The sequence below is a fragment of the Actinomycetes bacterium genome (genome assembly GCA_036000965.1).
Taxonomy (GTDB): domain Bacteria; phylum Actinomycetota; class CALGFH01; order CALGFH01; family CALGFH01; genus DASYUT01.
In genome coordinates this window covers 1-17,314 of the sequence record DASYUT010000068.1, presented here as the reverse complement: position 1 = coordinate 17,314, position 17,314 = coordinate 1, and the positions used below count along the sequence as shown (strand labels likewise).

Here is a 17,314-nt window from a genome sequence, read left to right as displayed (position 1 = left end):
CAACCAAGACAGGTGCTTCGTCCACGTCGAGCAGCTGCTCACCCTCACCCTCGCTGTCTGCCGGTGGACACTCAATGCGTGGAGCGGTCGTGGGCCGCGAGCCGTTCGGCCTGGTCCGGTCGCGTGTCCTTGGCCTGGGAGGCGTCGTTGCATCTGGTCAGTCTGCGGCGTGCTGAAGTCGCGGCGGCGGTCCGGGATCAGATCGCCAAGGCGAGTTCGCTGACCGCCGTCTCGTCCACGCGCCAGCGGTTCCCGACGGCGTGCCGGCAGGGCCGAGCGGCCTCAGCCAGCAGCGGCGTGAAGCGCTGGACCAGCGGTAGAGAGTGGTGTGGTCGACTTCGACGACCCCGCGTTCGGCGAGCAGTTCTTCGATGTCGCGGTAGGAGATCGTGAAGCGCAGATACCAGCGGACCGCCAGCACAATGACCTCCGGCGGGAAGCAGAAGCCGGCGAAGGCGGAGCGGGTGAGAGGCGAGGGGCGAAGGCGTCGAGGTCGCATCGCGGTAGTCTGCCTGCTCGAGCCCGATCACAGCAGCTGCAACAGCGCGGCCGCCGTCACCGTGGCGGCGCTGCTGGCCGCCGGGGCCGTCCTGGCCACCAGGCCGGCGGGGCCGAGGGCGGCCCCGGCGCATGCCGCCACGGGCCCGGGCGGCGGGACGGCAGCGGCCTCCCGTCCCGGCCCGGGCGCCGGCTGGGTGACCGTCGAGAACCGGCGCCGCGGCACGGGCGGTTGGCGGATCGGCCATTTGGGGGCCCGCGACGCGATCGAGGGGTGGGCCGACCACGTGAGCGCGGCCCAGGGCGAGCGGGTGCGGCTCTACGTCTCGACCACCGCCGCTCGGTTCCGGGTCGAGGCCTACCGGATGGGCTGGTACGGCGGGCTGGGCGCCCGGCTGGTCTGGCGGTCCCCCCGCCTGCCCGGTCGCCGCCAGCCACCACCGGTCCGGACGCCGGGGACGAATCTGGTCGCCACCGTGTGGCCGTCGTCGCTCTCGTTCACCGTCGGCGCGGGATGGCCGCCCGGCGACTACCTGCTGAAGCTGGTCGCGGCGAGCGGGCAGCGCTTCGTGCCGCTGACCGTGCGCGACGACGCCAGCCATGCGGCCCTCGTGGTGCAGAACGACGTCACCACCTGGCAGGCGTACAACCTGTGGGGCGGCTACAACCTCTACCGCGGCCCCGGCGGATCGGTCGCGACCCGCTCGAGGGTCGTCTCCTTCGACCGGCCCTACGACGAGGCCGGCGAGGGCGCCGGCGACTTCCTCGGCGACGAGTACCCCCTGGTCCGGCTGGTCGAGTCGCTCGGCCTGGACGTCACCTACTGGACCGACGTCGACCTCCACGAGCACCCCGAGCGGTTGCTCGCCCACCGCGCCCTGGTGTCCCTCGGCCATGACGAGTACTGGTCGACCAGGATGCGGCGTGGCGCCGAGGCGGCCCGCGACCTCGGCGTCAACCTCGCCTTCTTCGGCGCCAACGCTGTCTTCCGCCACATCCGCCTGCAGGCCTCCCGGACCGGCGCGGACCGGGAGGAGGTCAACTACAAGCCCTGGTCGGCGAGGGACGACCCGGCCTGGCGGAACGACCCGGCCGAAGTCACCACCGACTGGCGCGAGCCGCCGCTGAACGACCCCGAGAGCCGCCTGCTTGGCGACCTCTACGAGTGCAACCCGGTCGACGCGGCCGGCGTGGTCGTCGAGCCCTCGGCCTGGCTGCTCGCCGGGGCCAGGGTGCGGGCCGGCACGGTCCTGCCCGGCCTCGTCGGGCCCGAGTACGACCGGGTCCAGGCCCTGGCGCCGCGCCCGCCAGGGGTCGTGTTGCTGCTGCACTCTCCGGTCCGCTGCCGCGGGCGGCCCAGCTTCGCCGACGTGACCTGGTACACGGCGCCGAGCGGTGCCGGCGTGTTCGACGCCGGCACCAGCTCCTGGGTCTGCCAGCTCGACCGGGCCTGCGCTGGCGGCCGCCGCTCGCCGACCACGGCGCTGGTGGTTCGCGCCGTCACCGTCAACGTGCTGCGGGCGATCACGGCCGGGCCAGCGGGCCGGCTGCACCCGTCCCGGTCCAACCTGGCCCGCTTCCGCATCCACCCGAGCGGTCTCTAGGTCTCACGCTGCTCTCACCGGCGGGAGGGAAGGATATTCGGCCATGCCGCCGATCCCAGCCCGCCGTCACGGCCAACGACTGGCCGCGGGACTGGCCGCGCTCGCCCTGCTGGCCGGCTGCAGTCACGGCGGCAGGGCGCCGGCAACGGCCGCGCCGAGCTCGACCAGGGCGACCAGCACCATCCCGCCCAGGCCGGCGGTCTTCCCGCTCACCGGGCTGCCGGTCGGCGGCGCGACCGCAGCGGCCGCCAGGCCGGCCCCCACCGGCAGGCCCTGGACCGCCGGCCCACTCGCCACGGCGGGCGGTCGCGGTCGACGGCAAGACCCTGCGCGGCAGCGGCCACCACCCCATCCCGCAGGTCCACCTGCTCGCCGCGATGGACCACACCACCCGTGCCGTGCTGGCCCAGACCGACGTCGACGGCACGACCAACGAGATCACCCGGTTCCGGCCGCTGCTGGACCGCCTGGACCTCACCGGCACCGTGATCACCGCCGACGCACTCCACACCCAACGCGAGCACGCCGACTGGCTGATCATCGCCAAGCACGCCGCCTACCTGCTGGTCGTGAAGCGCAACCAGCCCAGCCTCTAGCAGCAGCTACGACGCCTGCCCTGGCCAGACATCCCCGCCCAGTACCGCACCCGCGACCGCGGCCACGGCCGCGTGGAGCTCCGCTGCCTGCAGGTGGCCACCGTCGCGGGCCTGGACTTCCCCCACGCCACCCAGGCGCTGCGCCTCACCCGCCGGGTCCGGTCCCTACGGAGCCGGCGCTGGCGCACCGTGACGGTGTGCGGTCACCAGCCTGACCGCCGCGGAAGGCCGCCCCGCCCGCCTGGCCGACTGGATCCGGGGGCACAGGGCATCGAGGCGCTGCACCACCTCCGCAATACACCTTCGCCGAGGACGCCTGCCGGGTCCGCACCGGCCACGCCCCGCGGACCATGGTCAGCCTCCGCTGCTCGGCATCACCAGCCCATCAACCAGACATGCCCGCACGTTGCCGAGACCCTGACGAGGGGGATACGGGCGGTGGCAAGCCGTATCCCCCAGCGCCGGAGGGCACCGGCGTACCCGGGCGACGCCAGACCAGGCCCACGCGCCAAGCTGAAGGCTAGCGCGCGCGCAGGATCTCGTAGATCGCGCCGTTGGAGACCGAGACGACGAACAGGTTGCCGTTCGGTCCCGTCTGGATGTCGGTCGTGACGCCGAAATCCCGTCCGATGAGCAGGCTCTCGCTCTCGGTCAGGTCGTTCTTGGCGTTGTTGTCAGCGACCCGGTCCTCCAGGCGGGGGTCGTCGACGGCGATCTGCCTCCGGTTGCCGGTCAGGTTGAAGTGGAACAGGTACCCGCCGACGGTGAGCGGCGTCGCCGCCCCGACGAACAGGTCGCCCTCGAACTGCGCGCCCAGGCCGCGCCCCTTGACGAAGCCGACCGCGGCGGCTGGCACCGCCCACTTCCAGGCGAACTCCGGGTCGCTGTAGTGGGAGCCCGGGAGCACGAACAGGCGCGACAGGGCCTGCGCGGGCGTGTCGGCGATGTTGGTCGGCGGCCAGCGCAGCTGCTGGAGGTTCTGCGCGCCGAAGGTCGTCTCGATCTGCTTGTACTGGGACAGCCGCGAGACCGGCCCCATCACCTGCACCCAACCCCCGTTCGTGCCGGGCTCGACGAGGTTGAGCTCGTCGAAGGAGTCGTCGCCGTTCTGCTGGTCCCACAGCTTCCCGGAGATGGGGTCGAAGGCCATCCCGAAGCTGTTGCGCACGCCGTAGGCGAAGATCTTCTGGATGTTGGCGCCGACCTCGCCGCCGCGGGAGGCGCCCGCGGCGAAGAAGGGGTTGTCGGACGGCGCCGAGCCGTCGTCGTTCAGGCGCAGCACCACCCCGGTCAGGTGCGCGTCGTCCGGCTCGGGCCCGCCGAACTGGTCGTCGGCGGTCGGGGGCGTCGGTCCTGCGGCGAGGTTCTGCAGCTGGCCGCGGCGGCCGTTGTCCCCGAAGATCACGTAGAGCTTGCGGTCGGGCCCGAAGGCGAGCACGCCGCCGTCGTGGTTGCCGCGCGGGGGCTGGGCCTGGTCCCCCTGGTTGGGCGGCTGGGGCGCCCCGTCGTTCTGGAACGAGCGCAGCATGAGCAGGTTGCGGTCGAACGTCAGGGTGGAGTTGTTCCAGACGAACCGGTCGACCCGGTTGCCGAGCAGTGGCACCTGCAGGATGTCGCTGGTGTCCGGTCCGGACATGTTGGCGTCCAGGCACCGCTGCTCGTCCGGGAAGAACGAATCGGCCGGCAGCGCCGTGCTGCGGCAGCTCCAGTACAGGTAGACGCCAGGGTTGGCAGGGAAGTCGGGGTGCAGCGCGATCCCCAGCAGGCCGCGCTCGGAGGCGAAGTTGACCGACAGGTCGAGCACGACGCCCTGGACGACGCCGCCTGTCACGCGGAGCACCTTCCCGGTGTTCTTCTCGAGCACCAGCAGGTCGCTGGGCCCGAGAAAGGCGATGCTGGTCGGCGTCGTGAGGCCCGAGACGACCGTCCTGACCGTGAGGCTCGGATCGAGCATGGTCGGGCCGGCCGGCGCCGCTTGGGCGCCCGCCTGGACGGGCGTGCCTACCAGCACCGCGCCCATGAGGACCACGGCGGCAACGGCCAGCGAAGCCCTGAGCTTCATCGCTTCCCTCCTGCTGTGTCCTGCGGCGGTTCGTGCTAGCGCCGCGGGGTGGCGCGAAAGACTGCCGTGCGGAGACCGTTCGGGGCACTGGGATCTGCCAAGTCGGCGATGAACGCCAGCTCCCGGGCGTCGTTGAGGCCTTCCTCACAGAAGCGCAGACCTGTAACTGTCGCACCGTCCAGCTTGTCGCCGGTTTCGATCACGCGGTCCTGGACGACGCGGGGACCCACGAAGATGCCGGTAGTCGGGGGGAAATCATCGAGGTTGGCGAGGAAGGCGACGTCGCCGTTGTCGTTGATCGACGCAGGCCTGAAGCCGAAGGAGCCGAACGGCCCCGCGCTGTCGGCAACGGTCGTCAGCGGGCCCCCGCTGCCGGTCACGATCGCGGTGACGAACTGCCCGGTCGCGTCGGTGAATGACCGGTAGAAGGCTGCGGTTCCCCCGTCGTTGAACATCGGCTTCTCGACGAAGGCGTTGGGGTCAGGTGCCGCGATCGTCCTGAACGTGCCCGCCCTTCCCGCGAAGATCCCTGAGTCGAAGTTTGGCTGGATCGTCTCGTCGAAGGCGATGTCGCCGAGGTTGTTGAGGGACGGGCGGGAGTCATTGCCGCCAAACCGCACTGGCCGTCCGTCGAGGGAGGCGTCGGCCGAATTGAGGTAGTGCGTGATGACCTTGCCTCCGGAGCCCGAGAAGAGCCCTTCGGCGAAGTTGTCGAGCTCTCCCTTGAACACAACCTCGCCGCTGTTGTTGACGGAGGTATCGAAGCCGAAGAAATTGAACCCCTTCGTCGTCGTGGCGATGGTGGTCAGTTTCTTGCCGTCCCCCCGCAAGATGGCTTCCTCGAGGCCCGGCGCCAGGTTCGCCGCGAACGAGACGTCACCAAGGTCGTTCATCGATGGATTGTTGCCCAGGAAGCCGAACTTGGCCCGGTCCGGGTCTTCGGCGATGGTCGTCAGCGTTCCGTTTGCGTTCGCCCGGTAGATGCCGTCGAACGAATTGAGCCCGTCGGGTGACGTACGCCCCGCTCTGAACGCGACGTCTCCTCGGTTGTTGAGCGAAGAACACGCAAAGCTATTCGGATTGAAATTGTCCCGGACGCTGTCCGCTACTTTGGTGAAGGTGTACGCCGCCGCGTGAGCTGTCGCGGCCGACCCCAGCACCAACGCCAGCGCCACCAACGGAACGAACGTTCTACGGACGCCACGGGTCATGCGACCTCCTCCCGTCTGAGCTCACCCACGGACCGCCTCCCCCGGCAGGCAGGTTGGCAGCGTTGGCGGAGGCACCGCCGGCCGTGAGCCTTCGACGCTTGTAGTACGGATCCGGCGCCGCTGCGGATTCACCCGATCGCCGGGCACGCTGCCGGTCGACCCCCAGGGCCTCGGCATAGTGCGGGCTTGTCTGGCTGGTGACGGTCGGGTGAGTGGGTCGGGCTGGATGTAGAACAGGCACGGCTCCCGGCGATCCTGTGGGTTGTCGAAGCCCATGACCCTCCGGACCGCCGTGCCTGCCTTTTCATCATCCCCCATTCCTGCCGCTGCCCACCGGCGGGACGCGCCTGCCGCGCTGGCACCCGAGCAGTACCGTGACCTGCTCGACTACCTGGTCCAGATCCCCGACCTTCGGCACCGGCGCGGCCGACGGCACACGCTGGGCGCGGTGCTGGCCGTGGCCGTGGCCGCGGTGGTGGCCGGCGCCAGCTCCCTGGCCGCGATCGGTGAGTGGGCCAGCGACGCGCCCTGCCAGGTGTTGGCGGCGCTCGGGGTGCGCCGCGACCCCCTGACCGGCGCCTGGCGGCCACCCGGCGAGGCCACCGTGCGCCGCGTGCTGGCCCGCATCGACGCCGACGCGCTGGACCGTGCCATCGGTGCCTGGCTGGCTGCCCGGCCGCCACCCCGACCGGCGAACCCGCCACCGCCGGCCCGCTCGCCGCGCCGGGCGGTCGCCATCGACGGCAAGACCCTGCGCGGCAGCGGCCACCACGGCCACGGGCAGGTGCACCTGCTGGCGGTCATGGACCACACCACCCGCGCGATCCTGGGGCAGACCGATGTCGACCCCACCACCAACGAGATCGCCCGGTTCCGGCCGCTGCTGGACCGTCTGGACCTTACCGACACCGTGGTCACCGCCGACGCGCTCCACACCCAACGCGAGCACGCCGACTGGCTGGTCACCGAAAAGGAGGCAGCCTACGTCCTGATCGTGAAGGCCAACCAGCCCACCCTGCACCAGCAGCTGCGACGCCTGCCATGGCGCGAGATCCCCGTCGCCGACCACACCCGCGACCGCGGCCACGGCCGCGTCGAGACCCGCCGGCTCCAGGTCACCACCGTCCCAGCTGCCGGCCTCGACTCCCCCACGCCACCCAGGCGATCCGCAGCACCCGCCGGGTCCGGCCGCTTGCCGGTCGGCGCTGGCGCACCGTGACCGTGTACGCGGTCACCAGCCGCACCGCCGCCCAGGCCAGCCCCGCCCGCCTGGCCGACTGGATCCGCGGGCATTGGGGCATCGAGGCGCTGCACCACCTCCGCGACACCACCTTCGCCGAGGACGCCTCCCAGATCCGCACCGGCGCCACCCCACGGGCCATGGCCAGCCTGCGCAACCCCAGCCAGCGGCATCCTGCGCGCCCACGGCGACCGCAACCTCGCCGCCGCGCTGCGCCGCAACGCCCGCGACGCCACCCGACTCCTGCCCCTGCTGGGCATCACAAGCCCCTGAAACCCGACACGCCAGCACTTTTTGCCGAGGCCCTGGCCGGCCAGCACCTGCTGACGGCGTTGTGGGGGAAGCCGCACCGGCGTGACCACACTGCTATCCCGGGGTGGTTGACTGCGCCATGCATCTTCGACGGTGGGTGGTCGCGGGCGTGGCGACGGTCGTGGTCGCCGGCGGGGCGGCGGTCTACCTGTGGCGCGCGCAGGCCCCGGCGCACGTCCGCCCCGGGAACACCGTCTCCCTTCGAGACGGGCAGGTCACGTTCCGGGCGCCCAAGGGGTGGCGGCGCGAGGCCTGCCCCAGCTGCAGCAGCGGTTGCGTGTCCTTCCGCCCGCCGGGCGGAGCCGCGGGCGATCTCGGCGACGCCGTCACGGTGATTGTCGCGACGCCGGACCCGCACGCCCCGGAAGGTGACATCTCGCGGCTGCTCCTCGATCCCGCGTTCAGCGCGGGAGGCCGCGCCAGGTACTTCACCGTCGACGGCGTGCGGTTCGTGCAGATACACATGGACGCGGTCACCTCGCCGGTCGCGCAGCCGCCCAGCACCCAGGTGCTGGGCGTGCTACCCAACAACGACGACGTCAGGGTGGGCTGTTGGGAGCAGGCCGAGCCCGACCTCGTCCGGGCCGGCTGCCAGGTCGTCATCGACTCGCTGCACGTCCGCGCGTAGGACTGGCACCCGCCCGCGGGGTCCGGACCGCTCACACCAGCCCGCGCCGGGCGGCCTCGGCACCGGCCTGGAACCGGCTCGACGCGTCCAGCCGGGTGAGCAGCGCGGAAATGCGCCGCCGCGCGGTGCGCATGCTGACGCCATGATCGCGGGGAGCCGTGCCTGCTCCACATCTACCCGGCCCACTCACCCGACCATCACCAACTAGACAAGCCCGCACTTTGCCGAGGCCCTGCCTCCCCCACTTCGCCGGCTGAGCAGCGCCGATGGCTCCGCGGCTGGCCGCTGCGCGGACCTACCGGATTCCTGGCGCCACTCCGCCGCATCCCAGCGGTCGCCTACCGAGATGGCGGCCTGGATTTGGAACCAATTCCAACCGACCCAGCTCACTGTACGCGATTGGTCCACAGTTGGCTGTCAAACACAGAGAGGCCGCAAGACGCACGGACGAGAAAAGACGACTGCATAATCGTCTCTGCGCCACGCGGCCTCTGCGGTAGCTGCAACCGCGCGTCAGGCGACCGATGGACTGAGTCCGTACCGCTCTTGCATCTCTGGGTCGCTCGGGTCGATCTCCCGCTTGCCCCGCTCCCGCAGGCGCTGGTTGATCGCGCTCAGGTTGTCGCGCACCAGCTCCTTCTCTGCCGCGGTGATGCGCCCCCGGTGGGGCTCACCAGCGTGCTCGAGCGTGGCGTAGTTGACCTTCTGCGGCTGGCCGTCCGCGCCGGCCGCCTCGGCCCTGCGTGGACGCCCCCGGCGTCTGGGTGCCGGCGCTTGCGTCGCGCGGGCCTGGTGGGCTTCGGCGATGGCCCGCAGCAAGATCGCCTGCATGTCCTGGCTCGGCGCCAGCGTGTTGAACTGCTCGAGGGTCAGGGTGAGGTGTTGTCCCGACCGCTCGCCCGGTGGGATGTACTCCACTTGCACGTATTGTGTGCTCTCGGGCAGTTCACCGAGCTCGTCTGGGAGGAGTTCCAGCCTGATCGGCCCTTCGGCGAAGGCAGGATGTTGGCGCACGATGAGCTGACCGAACTCCTCGGCTTCGCCCATGCGGCCGGAAAGATCCGACACGTGAACCAGCTTTACCGCCATTGGAGGGCTCCTTCCGGAAAGAATGGCTGGGAGAAAGTGTAGACCCGTCGACGCAAACACAAGCGGCGCCCGGAAACCTCCCGGGGCTGGATTGGTAGGCCGTGAGCCTCCGAACCGTTCCTGGGCCAGCGACCCCGGCAGGCCGCCGGCCCACGCGAGCACGTCCACTCGGGGGTTGTGAACTCGCGGCTCTTTTCGTCCAGCACGTGCTCCGGATGCTCCCCTTGTCGGTCGGCATAGTGCAGAAGCCTGGTACCGACGCGGGCCTGTGCCGATGGTGCGCTCCCCTGCGCGGACCGCCACCAGCCGGCCACGCTGTCCGCTGTCCGCCAGGCTTCGCAGCAGCGCGCCGCACCGTCCGACTAGGTGTCCGCACTGCGCCGCGGTGTCCACTCGGACAGGGGTGCGGTGTCCACTCGGACAGGTGTCCGGTGCCTGCTGCTGGCCGTCCATGTCCGGCTGTCTGCCGCCGGTCCGATGGCCAGCCGTGCGGGCCGCGCACCGACGTCCCGGGCGCTGGTCGGCGGCTCGATGGCGTCGTAGGTGGCAGGAGGGAGGGTCGAGTGGAGCGGGAAGCGGCCCTGCGGCGGCTGGTGGTGTTGCGCACAACGCTGCTGGGCTTCGCCAAGTGCGCGGAGTCCTACCAGCGGCTCCTACCTGCCGGAGCCGGGATCGCCGGCTGCCCGCGAGATTGGCGGGGCAGGTCCGCTCAAAGACGCCGCGAGGGTCGCGCGGACCGCGTCCCTGGCCGACTTGGCCATGTCGACGGGAAGTTCGTCGCCCTGCGCGGGTTCGAGTGATCGATCCGGTGCGGAGGTGACCGCGACGACGGCGGGGAAGGACCCGCGCAGGTCATGAGATCTGGATCTGCTGCTCGTCGATGCCGGAGAAGGAATTGCCTCCCGCTGCAACGAACGCGAAGGTGAGGCTCTGGGCGCTCCCGGGTTGGAACAGCGCCTGGGACGTCTGAACCCTGACAGTGAAGGTGTGGCGCTGGCCATCGCAGGTCGGCACGTAGATGCCGTTGCCCGATGCCTGTCCCTGCGAGACGTTCACGTACGACTGCTGCCCGGTCGCGCCCACGGGGCACGCGGCCGTGACGTCGAGCAGCACCGCTTCGCCTCCGCCCTCGAGCAGCGCAGTGTCCGCGAGGTCGACCAAGACGGTCGGCTCGACCCGGACGAGCTGCGAGTCCTGGGCCTGCTCGGTCCGCCCACGCTGGATGCGCACGGACGCGGTGGCCTGCGCCTGCCCGAGCTGGAACGGGGCATCGGAGGAGTGCATGGTGACGGTGAATGCCTGGAACAGCCCGGTGCAGGTCAGGGGGAACGACGCTTGTCCCGACGCCTGCGGCTGCGACACGGTGACGAGCGCTTGCAGCACGGTCCACCGCTCCGGGCACCTGGCGAGCAGGCTGATACCGACCGACTGCCCGTCAGGAGCGAGCCCTGCGGCCGATCCGAGCTCTACGTTCAGGCGTGTCGGCACCGGGGGGCCGGCCTTGGCTGGCAGGGTGCCGCCGGCCAGGAGAAGAGCGACCATGGCGGCGAGAGCGAACGCGCGGACGCGTTGCGAGCTGATGCTGCGGTCCATCTGCGACCACCTCCCTGTGAAGGGACGAGGAGTTGGTCTCCCTTGAAGCATGCGTTCTTGGGCCGGGGACCCGAGGAGGCCTTGGGCCGGGGACCCGAGGAGGCCCCTTTGGAGGTAGTACGTGGGCCACCGCCAAGGGGATTGCGCCGCTCGTGCGGCGAAGGCCGGCCGCTCGTTCTCGGTGACACGCACGACCGAGACGTTGTGGACGGCGACCGGGATGGTCGCGCCCCCACCAGAAGCCACCGGGGACTCACCAGGAGCCGCCGCCACCACCACCGCCGCCGCCCGAGGAGCCGCCGCCGCCGCCCGAGGAGCCACCCCGCCACCGCCCGAGGAGCCACCCTCTCCGAAGCCGCTCGATCCCGAGACCGCCGCCGGCGGTGCGGTGAGGGTCGCTGCTGAGGACGACGCGAAGCGATGGATGCGGGCGGGGAAGCTGTCCCGTGAGTAGGGCTCGCGGCCCCCGTAAGGCCGGGCAGGCGCAGCCTCCGCTGGTGGGTCGCGGTTCCAGGAGTTACCCTCGCACTGGAGGACATGGGAGATGGGAGATGGGAGAAGGACTATGGCAGAAGCGGGTACGGTCCAGTCGCTCATCGCACCGCGCCGCTACATCCAAGGCCGTGGCGTGCTCGCCTCCATCGGCAAGCACGTGGCCGAGATCGGCCGGCAGCCACTGCTGATCGCCGACGAGAACGTGTGGAAGCTGGCCGGTGACACGCTCTCGTCGTCGTTCCAGGAGGCGGGCGTGGACTTCAAGCGGGAGGTCTTCGGGGGGGTGTGCTCCCACCGGGAGATCGACCGCATCACCGAGGTGGCCCGGGCGGCCGGCGCCGACGTGGTGGTGGGCGTCGGCGGCGGCACGACGCTCGACACCGCAAAGGCGGTCGGCCATCAGGCCGGCGTCGCTTGGGCCACGGTGCCCACGGTGGCCTCGACCGACGCGCCCACCAGCGCCCTGTCGGTCGTCTACACCGACGACGGCGTGTTCGAGGAGTACGTGTTCTTCCCCCACAACCCCGACCTCGTGCTGGTCGACACAGAGGTCGCGGCCAACGCGCCCTTCCGGTTTCTGGTCTCGGGGATGGGCGACGCGCTGGCGACCTGGATCGAGGCCCGCGCGACCGCCGAGGCGCGCCAGTCGACAATGGCGGGCGGGCTGCCGACCATGGCCGGGCTGGCCCTGGCCAAGCTGTGCTGGGACACCCTGATCGACTACGGCTTCTCGGCCCGGCAGGCTGCGCAGCAGCACGTCGTCACGCCAGCCCTCGAGAAGGTCGTGGAGGCCAACACGCTGCTCTCCGGGCTCGGCTTCGAGAGCGGCGGGCTGGCGGCCGCGCACGCGATCCACAACGGCCTGACCGCGCTCCCCCAAACACACCATTTCATGCATGGGGAGAAGGTCAACTTCGGCACCCTGACCCAGTTTGCCCTCGAGGACCGGCCCACCCGCGAGTTCAACGAGTTCGTCTCGTTCTGCATGAGCGTCGGCCTGCCGACCACCCTCGCCGACCTGGGTCTGGGAGAGGTAAGCAGGGAGGAGCTGCTGACGGTGGCCAAGGCCGCGACCGCCCCGGGCGAGACCATCCACAACATGCCGTTCTCGGTCACGCCCGGGATGGTGGTCGACGCGATGGTCGCTGCCGATTCGTACACGCGCGCCTACCAGCAGCAGTCGGGCCAGCAAGCAGTGGCAAGCCCCCACTAACCCCAATGCCGATAACTTAGGTTTGCTTGTCTGGTCTGGTGCATTCTCCACATTGCGGGGAGGTGGGGTGCCACGGGCCGGGCAGGTCAAGCCGCCGGTCCAGGAGCGGCTGTCGGATCGGGATCGGGGTGCTGACCAGGATGTTCCCGCCGGACCTGCGGAGGGGCCGCGTGGTCAAGTTCAGCGGCACTTCTTCACTCCTCACCCGCGGAAGGCGGCGCGGGATCACACCGGGAAAGCGGCTTGAGCACACAAGGGTGACCGGTCGACAGGGTGTTCGATTGGGTAGTTCGTTAGTCCGCCTGGGTAGTTCGTTAGTTGGTCTGTCGTAGCGATGCCAGTGCAGGATGGTCGAGCGGCGCAGGGGATGCGCCGAGGAGGAACTATTCATGCACAGGACGAGCCAGGTTACGACCGGCATCCTTGTCGCGGCCTACATTGGGTTTGCGATATTGGTTTCTACGACCGCCGCCTCCGCGCACCCTGACGCGCAGGAGCCGGTCGAGACCGTCGCGCTCTTCGACGCCGACGCGCTGGAGACGCCCGAGAGTATCGCGATCGACAACCACAACAACAAGTACATCAGCCTTGCGCTGACGGGCGAGATCCGGAAGATCGCCCCTGACGGCACGCAGTCGACCTTTGCCGAGCTGCCCCTGGGCGCGCCGCCGCTCACATTCTGCGGCTCCTTCTTCGCCGGGCTCACGGGGATCACCCTCGATGAGCATGGCAACCTGTATGCAAACCTTGCGTCGTGTGATCCGGACAGCCGCGGGGCATGGAAGCTCCCGCGCGAGGGGGAGCCGGAGCGCATCGCGGCCCTCCCGCTGGAGGCGCTGCCCAACGGGATCGTGCATCACCGCGGCTATGTGTACGCCGCCGACTCCGCGCTGGGCGTGATCTGGCGGGTGTCCGACGAGGGCGGGACGGCGGCGGTCTGGGCGAGCGGCGAGGAGCTCGCGGTGGAAGGCGTCGGGTTGCCGGGGCCGAACGGGCTGAAGCTGTTCGAGGGCGAGATGTACGTCTCGAACCCGTCCCAGAGCACGATCGTCGCCATCAAGATGGCACCGGACGGCAGCGCCGGCGCCTCCAGGGTCCACGCGAGCGGCGTGTTCTGCGACGACTTTGCGTTTGACGTGCACGGCAGCCTGTACTGTGGCACCGACCCGTTCAACACGCTGCTGCGGATCGCGCCCGACGGGTCGGTCGAGACCCTGCTCGCGGACATCGATGGCCTGGATGGCCCGACCGCCGCCGCGTTCGGTCACCAAGGCGACAGGTTCAAGCTGTACGTGACCAACGCGGCGTTCCCGTTCTTCCCCGAGCCCCCGCCGCGGCGGCCGAGCTTGATGCGGGTGGCGCTCGACGTCCCCGGGTTCCCGTAAGGGAGTGTCCCCTCCGTCCGATCCGTCTGTGACCACGGACCATGTACGAACGAGCACCCTGACCTGCAACCAGGGTTGCTCCGTATCAGACGACCGCTTCGCGGCTCCTCTTCATGCAGGGGCGCCAACACTACTTCGCATGTGAGGGCTTACGGCCAAGAGGATGTCATGGCACAGATGGAGTCGCAGGTCACCGCGCTTCGGGACGCGGGTGGGCGCGTGGGTCTTCCGCGGATGGCGCCTCACCGGCGGCAGCGGCGGCAGCTCCAGCCACCGTCCGAGACGCGGCCGGAGCTGCAGGCGGCCGTGGCGGGCGGGGTGGTCACCCTCGACCAGCTCATCGAGGCACGGCGGCTCGGCCGGGCGGGAGCCGACGCGCGCGACCGAGCCGCCTACAGCTACTACTGGCCGCTGCTGCTCGACCTCTACCAGCAGGCCAACGGCAGGCTGGTCGAGCACTTTTTCACCAAGCAGATCGACGCCGCCGCGGTCCTGACCGACCGGGCCGAGCTGCGCATGACGTACCCGGCCGAGAAGGTCGTCGCGGTGCAGCCGGAATTCGAGGAGGCGCTCTGGCGGTCGGCGGCGATGGTCAGGCAGGCCAAGGAGCTACTCGACGGCCGCGCCCGCATGATCCTGCTGCGCTCGCTGCACTCACTGCTCGTCTACCTGCTCGGCGTGCTGGACTCGCTCGAGCCGGTCCTTGACTCGGAGGAGCGCAAGCACCGGATCCAGGCGGCCCTAAGATGCGCCGAGCAGGAACTCGACCGCAACCAGGCGTATCTCGACCAGGCCACCCTGGCCGCCGCCCAGAAGCGCTACCTACTCGGCATGCCCCTTGGGGTCCTCGTGGTCGCCGGACTCGTGCTTCTTATCGGCCGCATGCAGGTCAAGGACGTGGACGTACGGACCGCTCTGATCATCCTGGTTGCCGGCGGGGTCGGCGCGGTGGTAAGCGTCATGGCCCGCATGACCCGCGGCGACCTCACGATCGACTCCGACGCCAGCCGGCTGATCATCTGGTTCGGAGGATTCTTCCGGCCGATCCTCGGCGCGATCCTCGCCCTGGCCCTGTACGCGCTGATCCTGGCGGCGCTGGTGCCGATCGCCAAACCCGAGTCCGGCGACCAGCTCGCCTTCTACGGCGGCATTGCGTTCCTGGCTGGGTTCAGCGAGCGGTGGGCGCAGGACATGCTCGTTCGCACCACCCGCGGGATCGGCACGGAGACGCCAAGGACCAGGTCAATCGTGCCGTCAAGCCGGCACCGGCAGCGCGCCGACCCCGATCCTGACTGATCGTCCGGCGTGCCCTTGTGAGCGGGCAGCCTGGCCGTGGCCGCCGCGACCCTGGCCGCCGCGGCCGCCTTCTCGCCGCTGCGCCGCCGGGTCCAGGACCTGGTCGACCGGCGCTTCAACCGCCGCTATGACGCCGCCCGCACCGTCGAGGCGTTCGCCGCGCGCCTGCGCGAGCAGGTCGACGTCGAACCGACGGGTCGAGCTTGGCTACTTCCCCAGGTCGACGCCGGTCGACCGATGAGTTCCCGCCACTCCCGCCGTTCTATGGGCAGCCGCATAAGGTGAACCCAGGAACGGGACGCGAGAAAGACTTCGACTCAAGGAAGGCGCACATGGCCACGGTGATTGCGAAGATGTCGATGTCGCTGGACGGCTTCGTCGCCGATCCCTCCGACCAGGTGGGACCGCTGTTCGACTGGTACGGCAACGGTGAGGTCGAGGTCCCGACCGCCGTCCCTGAGAGGTGGACCTTTCGAACGTCGGTCGCACTGGAGGGTCCTCGGGTCATCGAGGGGACCGGTGTGACTCACCTGTCCTACCGCGTGAAGTCCCGCTGAACGGTTCAGACGGCGGGATCTGGTCGAGGAAGGCGGCCAGGCGGTCGGAGTACCGGGACCACTTCAAGCTGTCACAGCCACCTGTTCCTCAGGGGCTGGCGAGACTGGTGGCTGCCAGACGAGCGTCGATCTGCCCCCGGCTACAAGGTTCCTCCTACGCCGCCGCATGATCCCTGCCGGTGTGGCCGACCAGGCGGACCGGCGCATGCGATTTTCGACCCGGCTCGCGGAGCGCTGGCGAGGTGGGTTACTGGCAGGTGGGTGCTAGGCTCCATCAACCTGGGCACATCCGGACGAACCGTGGCGGTTCTCGGTGAGAGGGCGGAGGTCAGTCATGAGACGTCGCGTGCTGTTGCTGGTGGGGATCCCGGTCCTGCTGAGCCTGCTCACCCTCGGGCCTGCCAGCGCCGAGCCCGACGGCGGCCAGCCGCCCATGGGGGGCCGGCCCCTCTACCTTGCCCTTGGCGACTCGGTCGCGGCCGGGGTGGGGGCGTCGGACCGGGCGGTGACCGGCTACGTGCCCCGCCTGTACGACCTGCTCCGCGAGGAGCCGTCCTGCCAGCCCTTGGGCAGCCCGGGCTGCCGCAGCCTGGTGCTGCGCAACCTCGCCGTGGGCGGCGCCACCTCGACCACGCTGCTGGCCGGCCAGCTCCCCGCCGCGGTGGCCGAGCTGCGCGCCCGGAACGGGGACCAGAACCCGCGAAACGACGTCGAGGTGGTCACCATCGACATCGGCGGCAACGACGTGTTCGGTGTCGTGCCGTCGTGCACAGCCGGCCCAACCCCCCAGTGCCTCGCGTTGGTCCAGGCCCGACTGACGACCTTCGCGACCAACTTTACCCAGATCCTGGGCGCGCTACGGGCCGCAGCCGGTCCGGGCACCGTGATCGTCGCGATGACGTACTACAACCCGCTGGCCAGCTGCGACCTGGCTGCGCTGGCGCCGCTGGCCGATGTCGTGCTCGAGGGTGGTCCGGGCTTCGACGGGCGGCTGAACGACCTGATCCGCAGGATCTCGGCCGCCAACGGCGTCGCGGTGGCCGAGACCTACGGCAAGCTCGGTCCGGCCGACCTGGTCGGTGGGAGCGACTGCCTGCATCCCAACGACTCCGGCCATCAGATCATCGCCGAGGCGTTCGCGAAGGCGCTGGCTGAGGCGCAGGCGCCATAGGGCGGGCGCGGGCCTGCGGGGGCTGTCGCGAGGAGCACTGCCACACCACTCGAGCCGACCCACGCGTGAGCAGCCGACGCGCCGACGGTCGAAGCGCAGTTCGCCGTCGTCAACCCGTCGGGCGGAGCAACTTCCAGCCCGACTGCCACGGCCAGCCGTTGCGGGGGACAGGCCGCCACCCGGTACGATCTCACACCCACCGGGAGCGGCAGCGAGCCCGGTCGGCAGGTGACGGCGGTGTCGACGCTGCGTAAGCTTGGGCCATGGTCGTGACCGCTCGTGCCGAGCACGTCGGCAGCCTCCTGCGACCGCCCTACCTGCTGGAGGCCCGCCAGGCGCATGCCACCGGCACCCTCGACGCGGC

The 17,314-nt window shown here is 70.5% G+C and carries 14 protein-coding genes and 3 pseudogenes; 10 read left to right on the top strand and 7 right to left on the bottom strand.

The genetic code is table 11. From position 1 onward, the window contains the following. Window positions 1-293: 293 nt before the first annotated feature. Window positions 294-421, bottom strand: a pseudogene (locus VG276_05445) (IS6 family transposase). Between VG276_05445 and VG276_05440 the strand changes: the two are divergent. Next, window positions 390-2,102, top strand: coding sequence for a N,N-dimethylformamidase beta subunit family domain-containing protein (locus VG276_05440; GenBank protein ID HEV8648847.1), 1,713 nt, complete (start codon window positions 390-392; stop codon window positions 2,100-2,102). The pseudogene VG276_05445 and the gene VG276_05440 overlap by 32 nt on opposite strands. Before the next feature lie 123 nt (window positions 2,103-2,225). Here VG276_05440 and VG276_05435 read toward each other — a convergent pair whose 3' ends face one another. Next, entirely contained in the window at window positions 2,226-2,399 is a 174-nt protein-coding gene (locus VG276_05435) for a hypothetical protein (protein HEV8648846.1), read from the bottom strand. A 29-nt stretch (window positions 2,400-2,428) separates the two neighbouring features. Here VG276_05435 and VG276_05430 point away from each other — a divergent pair, with 29 nt between their 5' ends. Continuing rightward, window positions 2,429-2,698, top strand: a complete 270-nt coding sequence (locus VG276_05430) for an ISAs1 family transposase (protein ID HEV8648845.1) — start codon at window positions 2,429-2,431, stop codon at window positions 2,696-2,698. A gap of 520 nt (window positions 2,699-3,218) precedes the next feature. Here the strand turns inward: VG276_05430 and VG276_05425 are convergent. Further along, entirely contained in the window at window positions 3,219-4,760 is a 1,542-nt protein-coding gene (locus tag VG276_05425) for a PQQ-dependent sugar dehydrogenase (GenBank protein ID HEV8648844.1), read from the bottom strand. Window positions 4,761-4,795: 35 nt separating this feature from the next. Beyond that, window positions 4,796-5,971 (bottom strand): choice-of-anchor tandem repeat NxxGxxAF-containing protein, encoded by a 1,176-nt coding sequence (locus VG276_05420; protein HEV8648843.1) that lies wholly within the window; start codon window positions 5,969-5,971, stop codon window positions 4,796-4,798. 274 nt (window positions 5,972-6,245) lie between these two features. Between VG276_05420 and VG276_05415 the strand changes: the two genes are divergently transcribed. Both VG276_05415 and VG276_05410 read left to right on the top strand, forming a co-directional pair. Further along, on the top strand, window positions 6,246-7,190 hold the full coding sequence (locus tag VG276_05415) for an ISAs1 family transposase (protein ID HEV8648842.1): 945 nt from the start codon (window positions 6,246-6,248) through the stop codon (window positions 7,188-7,190). A 412-nt stretch (window positions 7,191-7,602) separates the two neighbouring features. Continuing rightward, a complete protein-coding gene (locus VG276_05410) occupies window positions 7,603-8,151 on the top strand; it encodes a hypothetical protein (protein HEV8648841.1) in 549 nt (182 codons plus the stop codon). 31 nt (window positions 8,152-8,182) lie between these two features. Here VG276_05410 and VG276_05405 read toward each other — a convergent pair. The 3 genes and pseudogenes from VG276_05405 to VG276_05395 form a co-directional block, all read right to left on the bottom strand. Further along, window positions 8,183-8,293 (bottom strand): annotated as a pseudogene (locus VG276_05405) (transcriptional regulator). Between the two features lie 371 nt (window positions 8,294-8,664). After that, complete coding sequence (locus VG276_05400) at window positions 8,665-9,240, bottom strand: hypothetical protein (GenBank protein ID HEV8648840.1); 576 nt, start codon at window positions 9,238-9,240, stop codon at window positions 8,665-8,667. 852 nt (window positions 9,241-10,092) lie between these two features. Next, window positions 10,093-10,833, bottom strand: coding sequence for a hypothetical protein (locus VG276_05395; protein ID HEV8648839.1), 741 nt, complete (start codon window positions 10,831-10,833; stop codon window positions 10,093-10,095). Between the two features lie 565 nt (window positions 10,834-11,398). On the opposite strand from VG276_05395, the gene VG276_05390 reads away from it, so the two are divergent. From VG276_05390 to VG276_05365, 6 genes and pseudogenes are all read left to right on the top strand, one after another. Further along, window positions 11,399-12,541, top strand: coding sequence for a glycerol dehydrogenase (locus tag VG276_05390; GenBank protein HEV8648838.1), 1,143 nt, complete (start codon window positions 11,399-11,401; stop codon window positions 12,539-12,541). 347 nt (window positions 12,542-12,888) lie between these two features. Continuing rightward, window positions 12,889-13,926, top strand: a complete 1,038-nt coding sequence (locus VG276_05385; GenBank protein HEV8648837.1) for a hypothetical protein — start codon at window positions 12,889-12,891, stop codon at window positions 13,924-13,926. A gap of 168 nt (window positions 13,927-14,094) precedes the next feature. After that, complete coding sequence (locus VG276_05380) at window positions 14,095-15,222, top strand: hypothetical protein (GenBank protein HEV8648836.1); 1,128 nt, start codon at window positions 14,095-14,097, stop codon at window positions 15,220-15,222. 36 nt (window positions 15,223-15,258) lie between these two features. Next, a complete protein-coding gene (locus VG276_05375; GenBank protein HEV8648835.1) occupies window positions 15,259-15,507 on the top strand; it encodes a hypothetical protein in 249 nt (82 codons plus the stop codon). Window positions 15,508-15,554: 47 nt separating this feature from the next. Beyond that, window positions 15,555-15,704: pseudogene (locus VG276_05370) on the top strand (deaminase). Window positions 15,705-16,113: 409 nt separating this feature from the next. Continuing rightward, window positions 16,114-16,950 (top strand): SGNH/GDSL hydrolase family protein, encoded by an 837-nt coding sequence (locus tag VG276_05365; GenBank protein HEV8648834.1) that lies wholly within the window; start codon window positions 16,114-16,116, stop codon window positions 16,948-16,950. Window positions 16,951-17,314: the final 364 nt, after the last annotated feature.

What these genes read in the sequence shown, in the direction of transcription:
- VG276_05425 (HEV8648844.1), bottom strand. Translation starts at nt 4,760, where the DNA reads ATGAAGCTCAGGGCTTCGCTGGCCGTTGCCGCCGTGGTCCTCATGGGC.
- VG276_05420 (HEV8648843.1), bottom strand. Translation starts at nt 5,971, where the DNA reads ATGACCCGTGGCGTCCGTAGAACGTTCGTTCCGTTGGTGGCGCTGGCG.
- VG276_05415 (HEV8648842.1), top strand. Translation starts at nt 6,246, where the DNA reads ATGACCCTCCGGACCGCCGTGCCTGCCTTTTCATCATCCCCCATTCCT.
- VG276_05410 (HEV8648841.1), top strand. Translation starts at nt 7,603, where the DNA reads ATGCATCTTCGACGGTGGGTGGTCGCGGGCGTGGCGACGGTCGTGGTC.
- VG276_05400 (HEV8648840.1), bottom strand. Translation starts at nt 9,240, where the DNA reads ATGGCGGTAAAGCTGGTTCACGTGTCGGATCTTTCCGGCCGCATGGGC.
- VG276_05395 (HEV8648839.1), bottom strand. Translation starts at nt 10,833, where the DNA reads ATGGACCGCAGCATCAGCTCGCAACGCGTCCGCGCGTTCGCTCTCGCC.
- VG276_05390 (HEV8648838.1), top strand. Translation starts at nt 11,399, where the DNA reads ATGGCAGAAGCGGGTACGGTCCAGTCGCTCATCGCACCGCGCCGCTAC.
- VG276_05385 (HEV8648837.1), top strand. Translation starts at nt 12,889, where the DNA reads ATGGTCGAGCGGCGCAGGGGATGCGCCGAGGAGGAACTATTCATGCAC.
- VG276_05380 (HEV8648836.1), top strand. Translation starts at nt 14,095, where the DNA reads ATGGCACAGATGGAGTCGCAGGTCACCGCGCTTCGGGACGCGGGTGGG.
- VG276_05365 (HEV8648834.1), top strand. Translation starts at nt 16,114, where the DNA reads ATGAGACGTCGCGTGCTGTTGCTGGTGGGGATCCCGGTCCTGCTGAGC.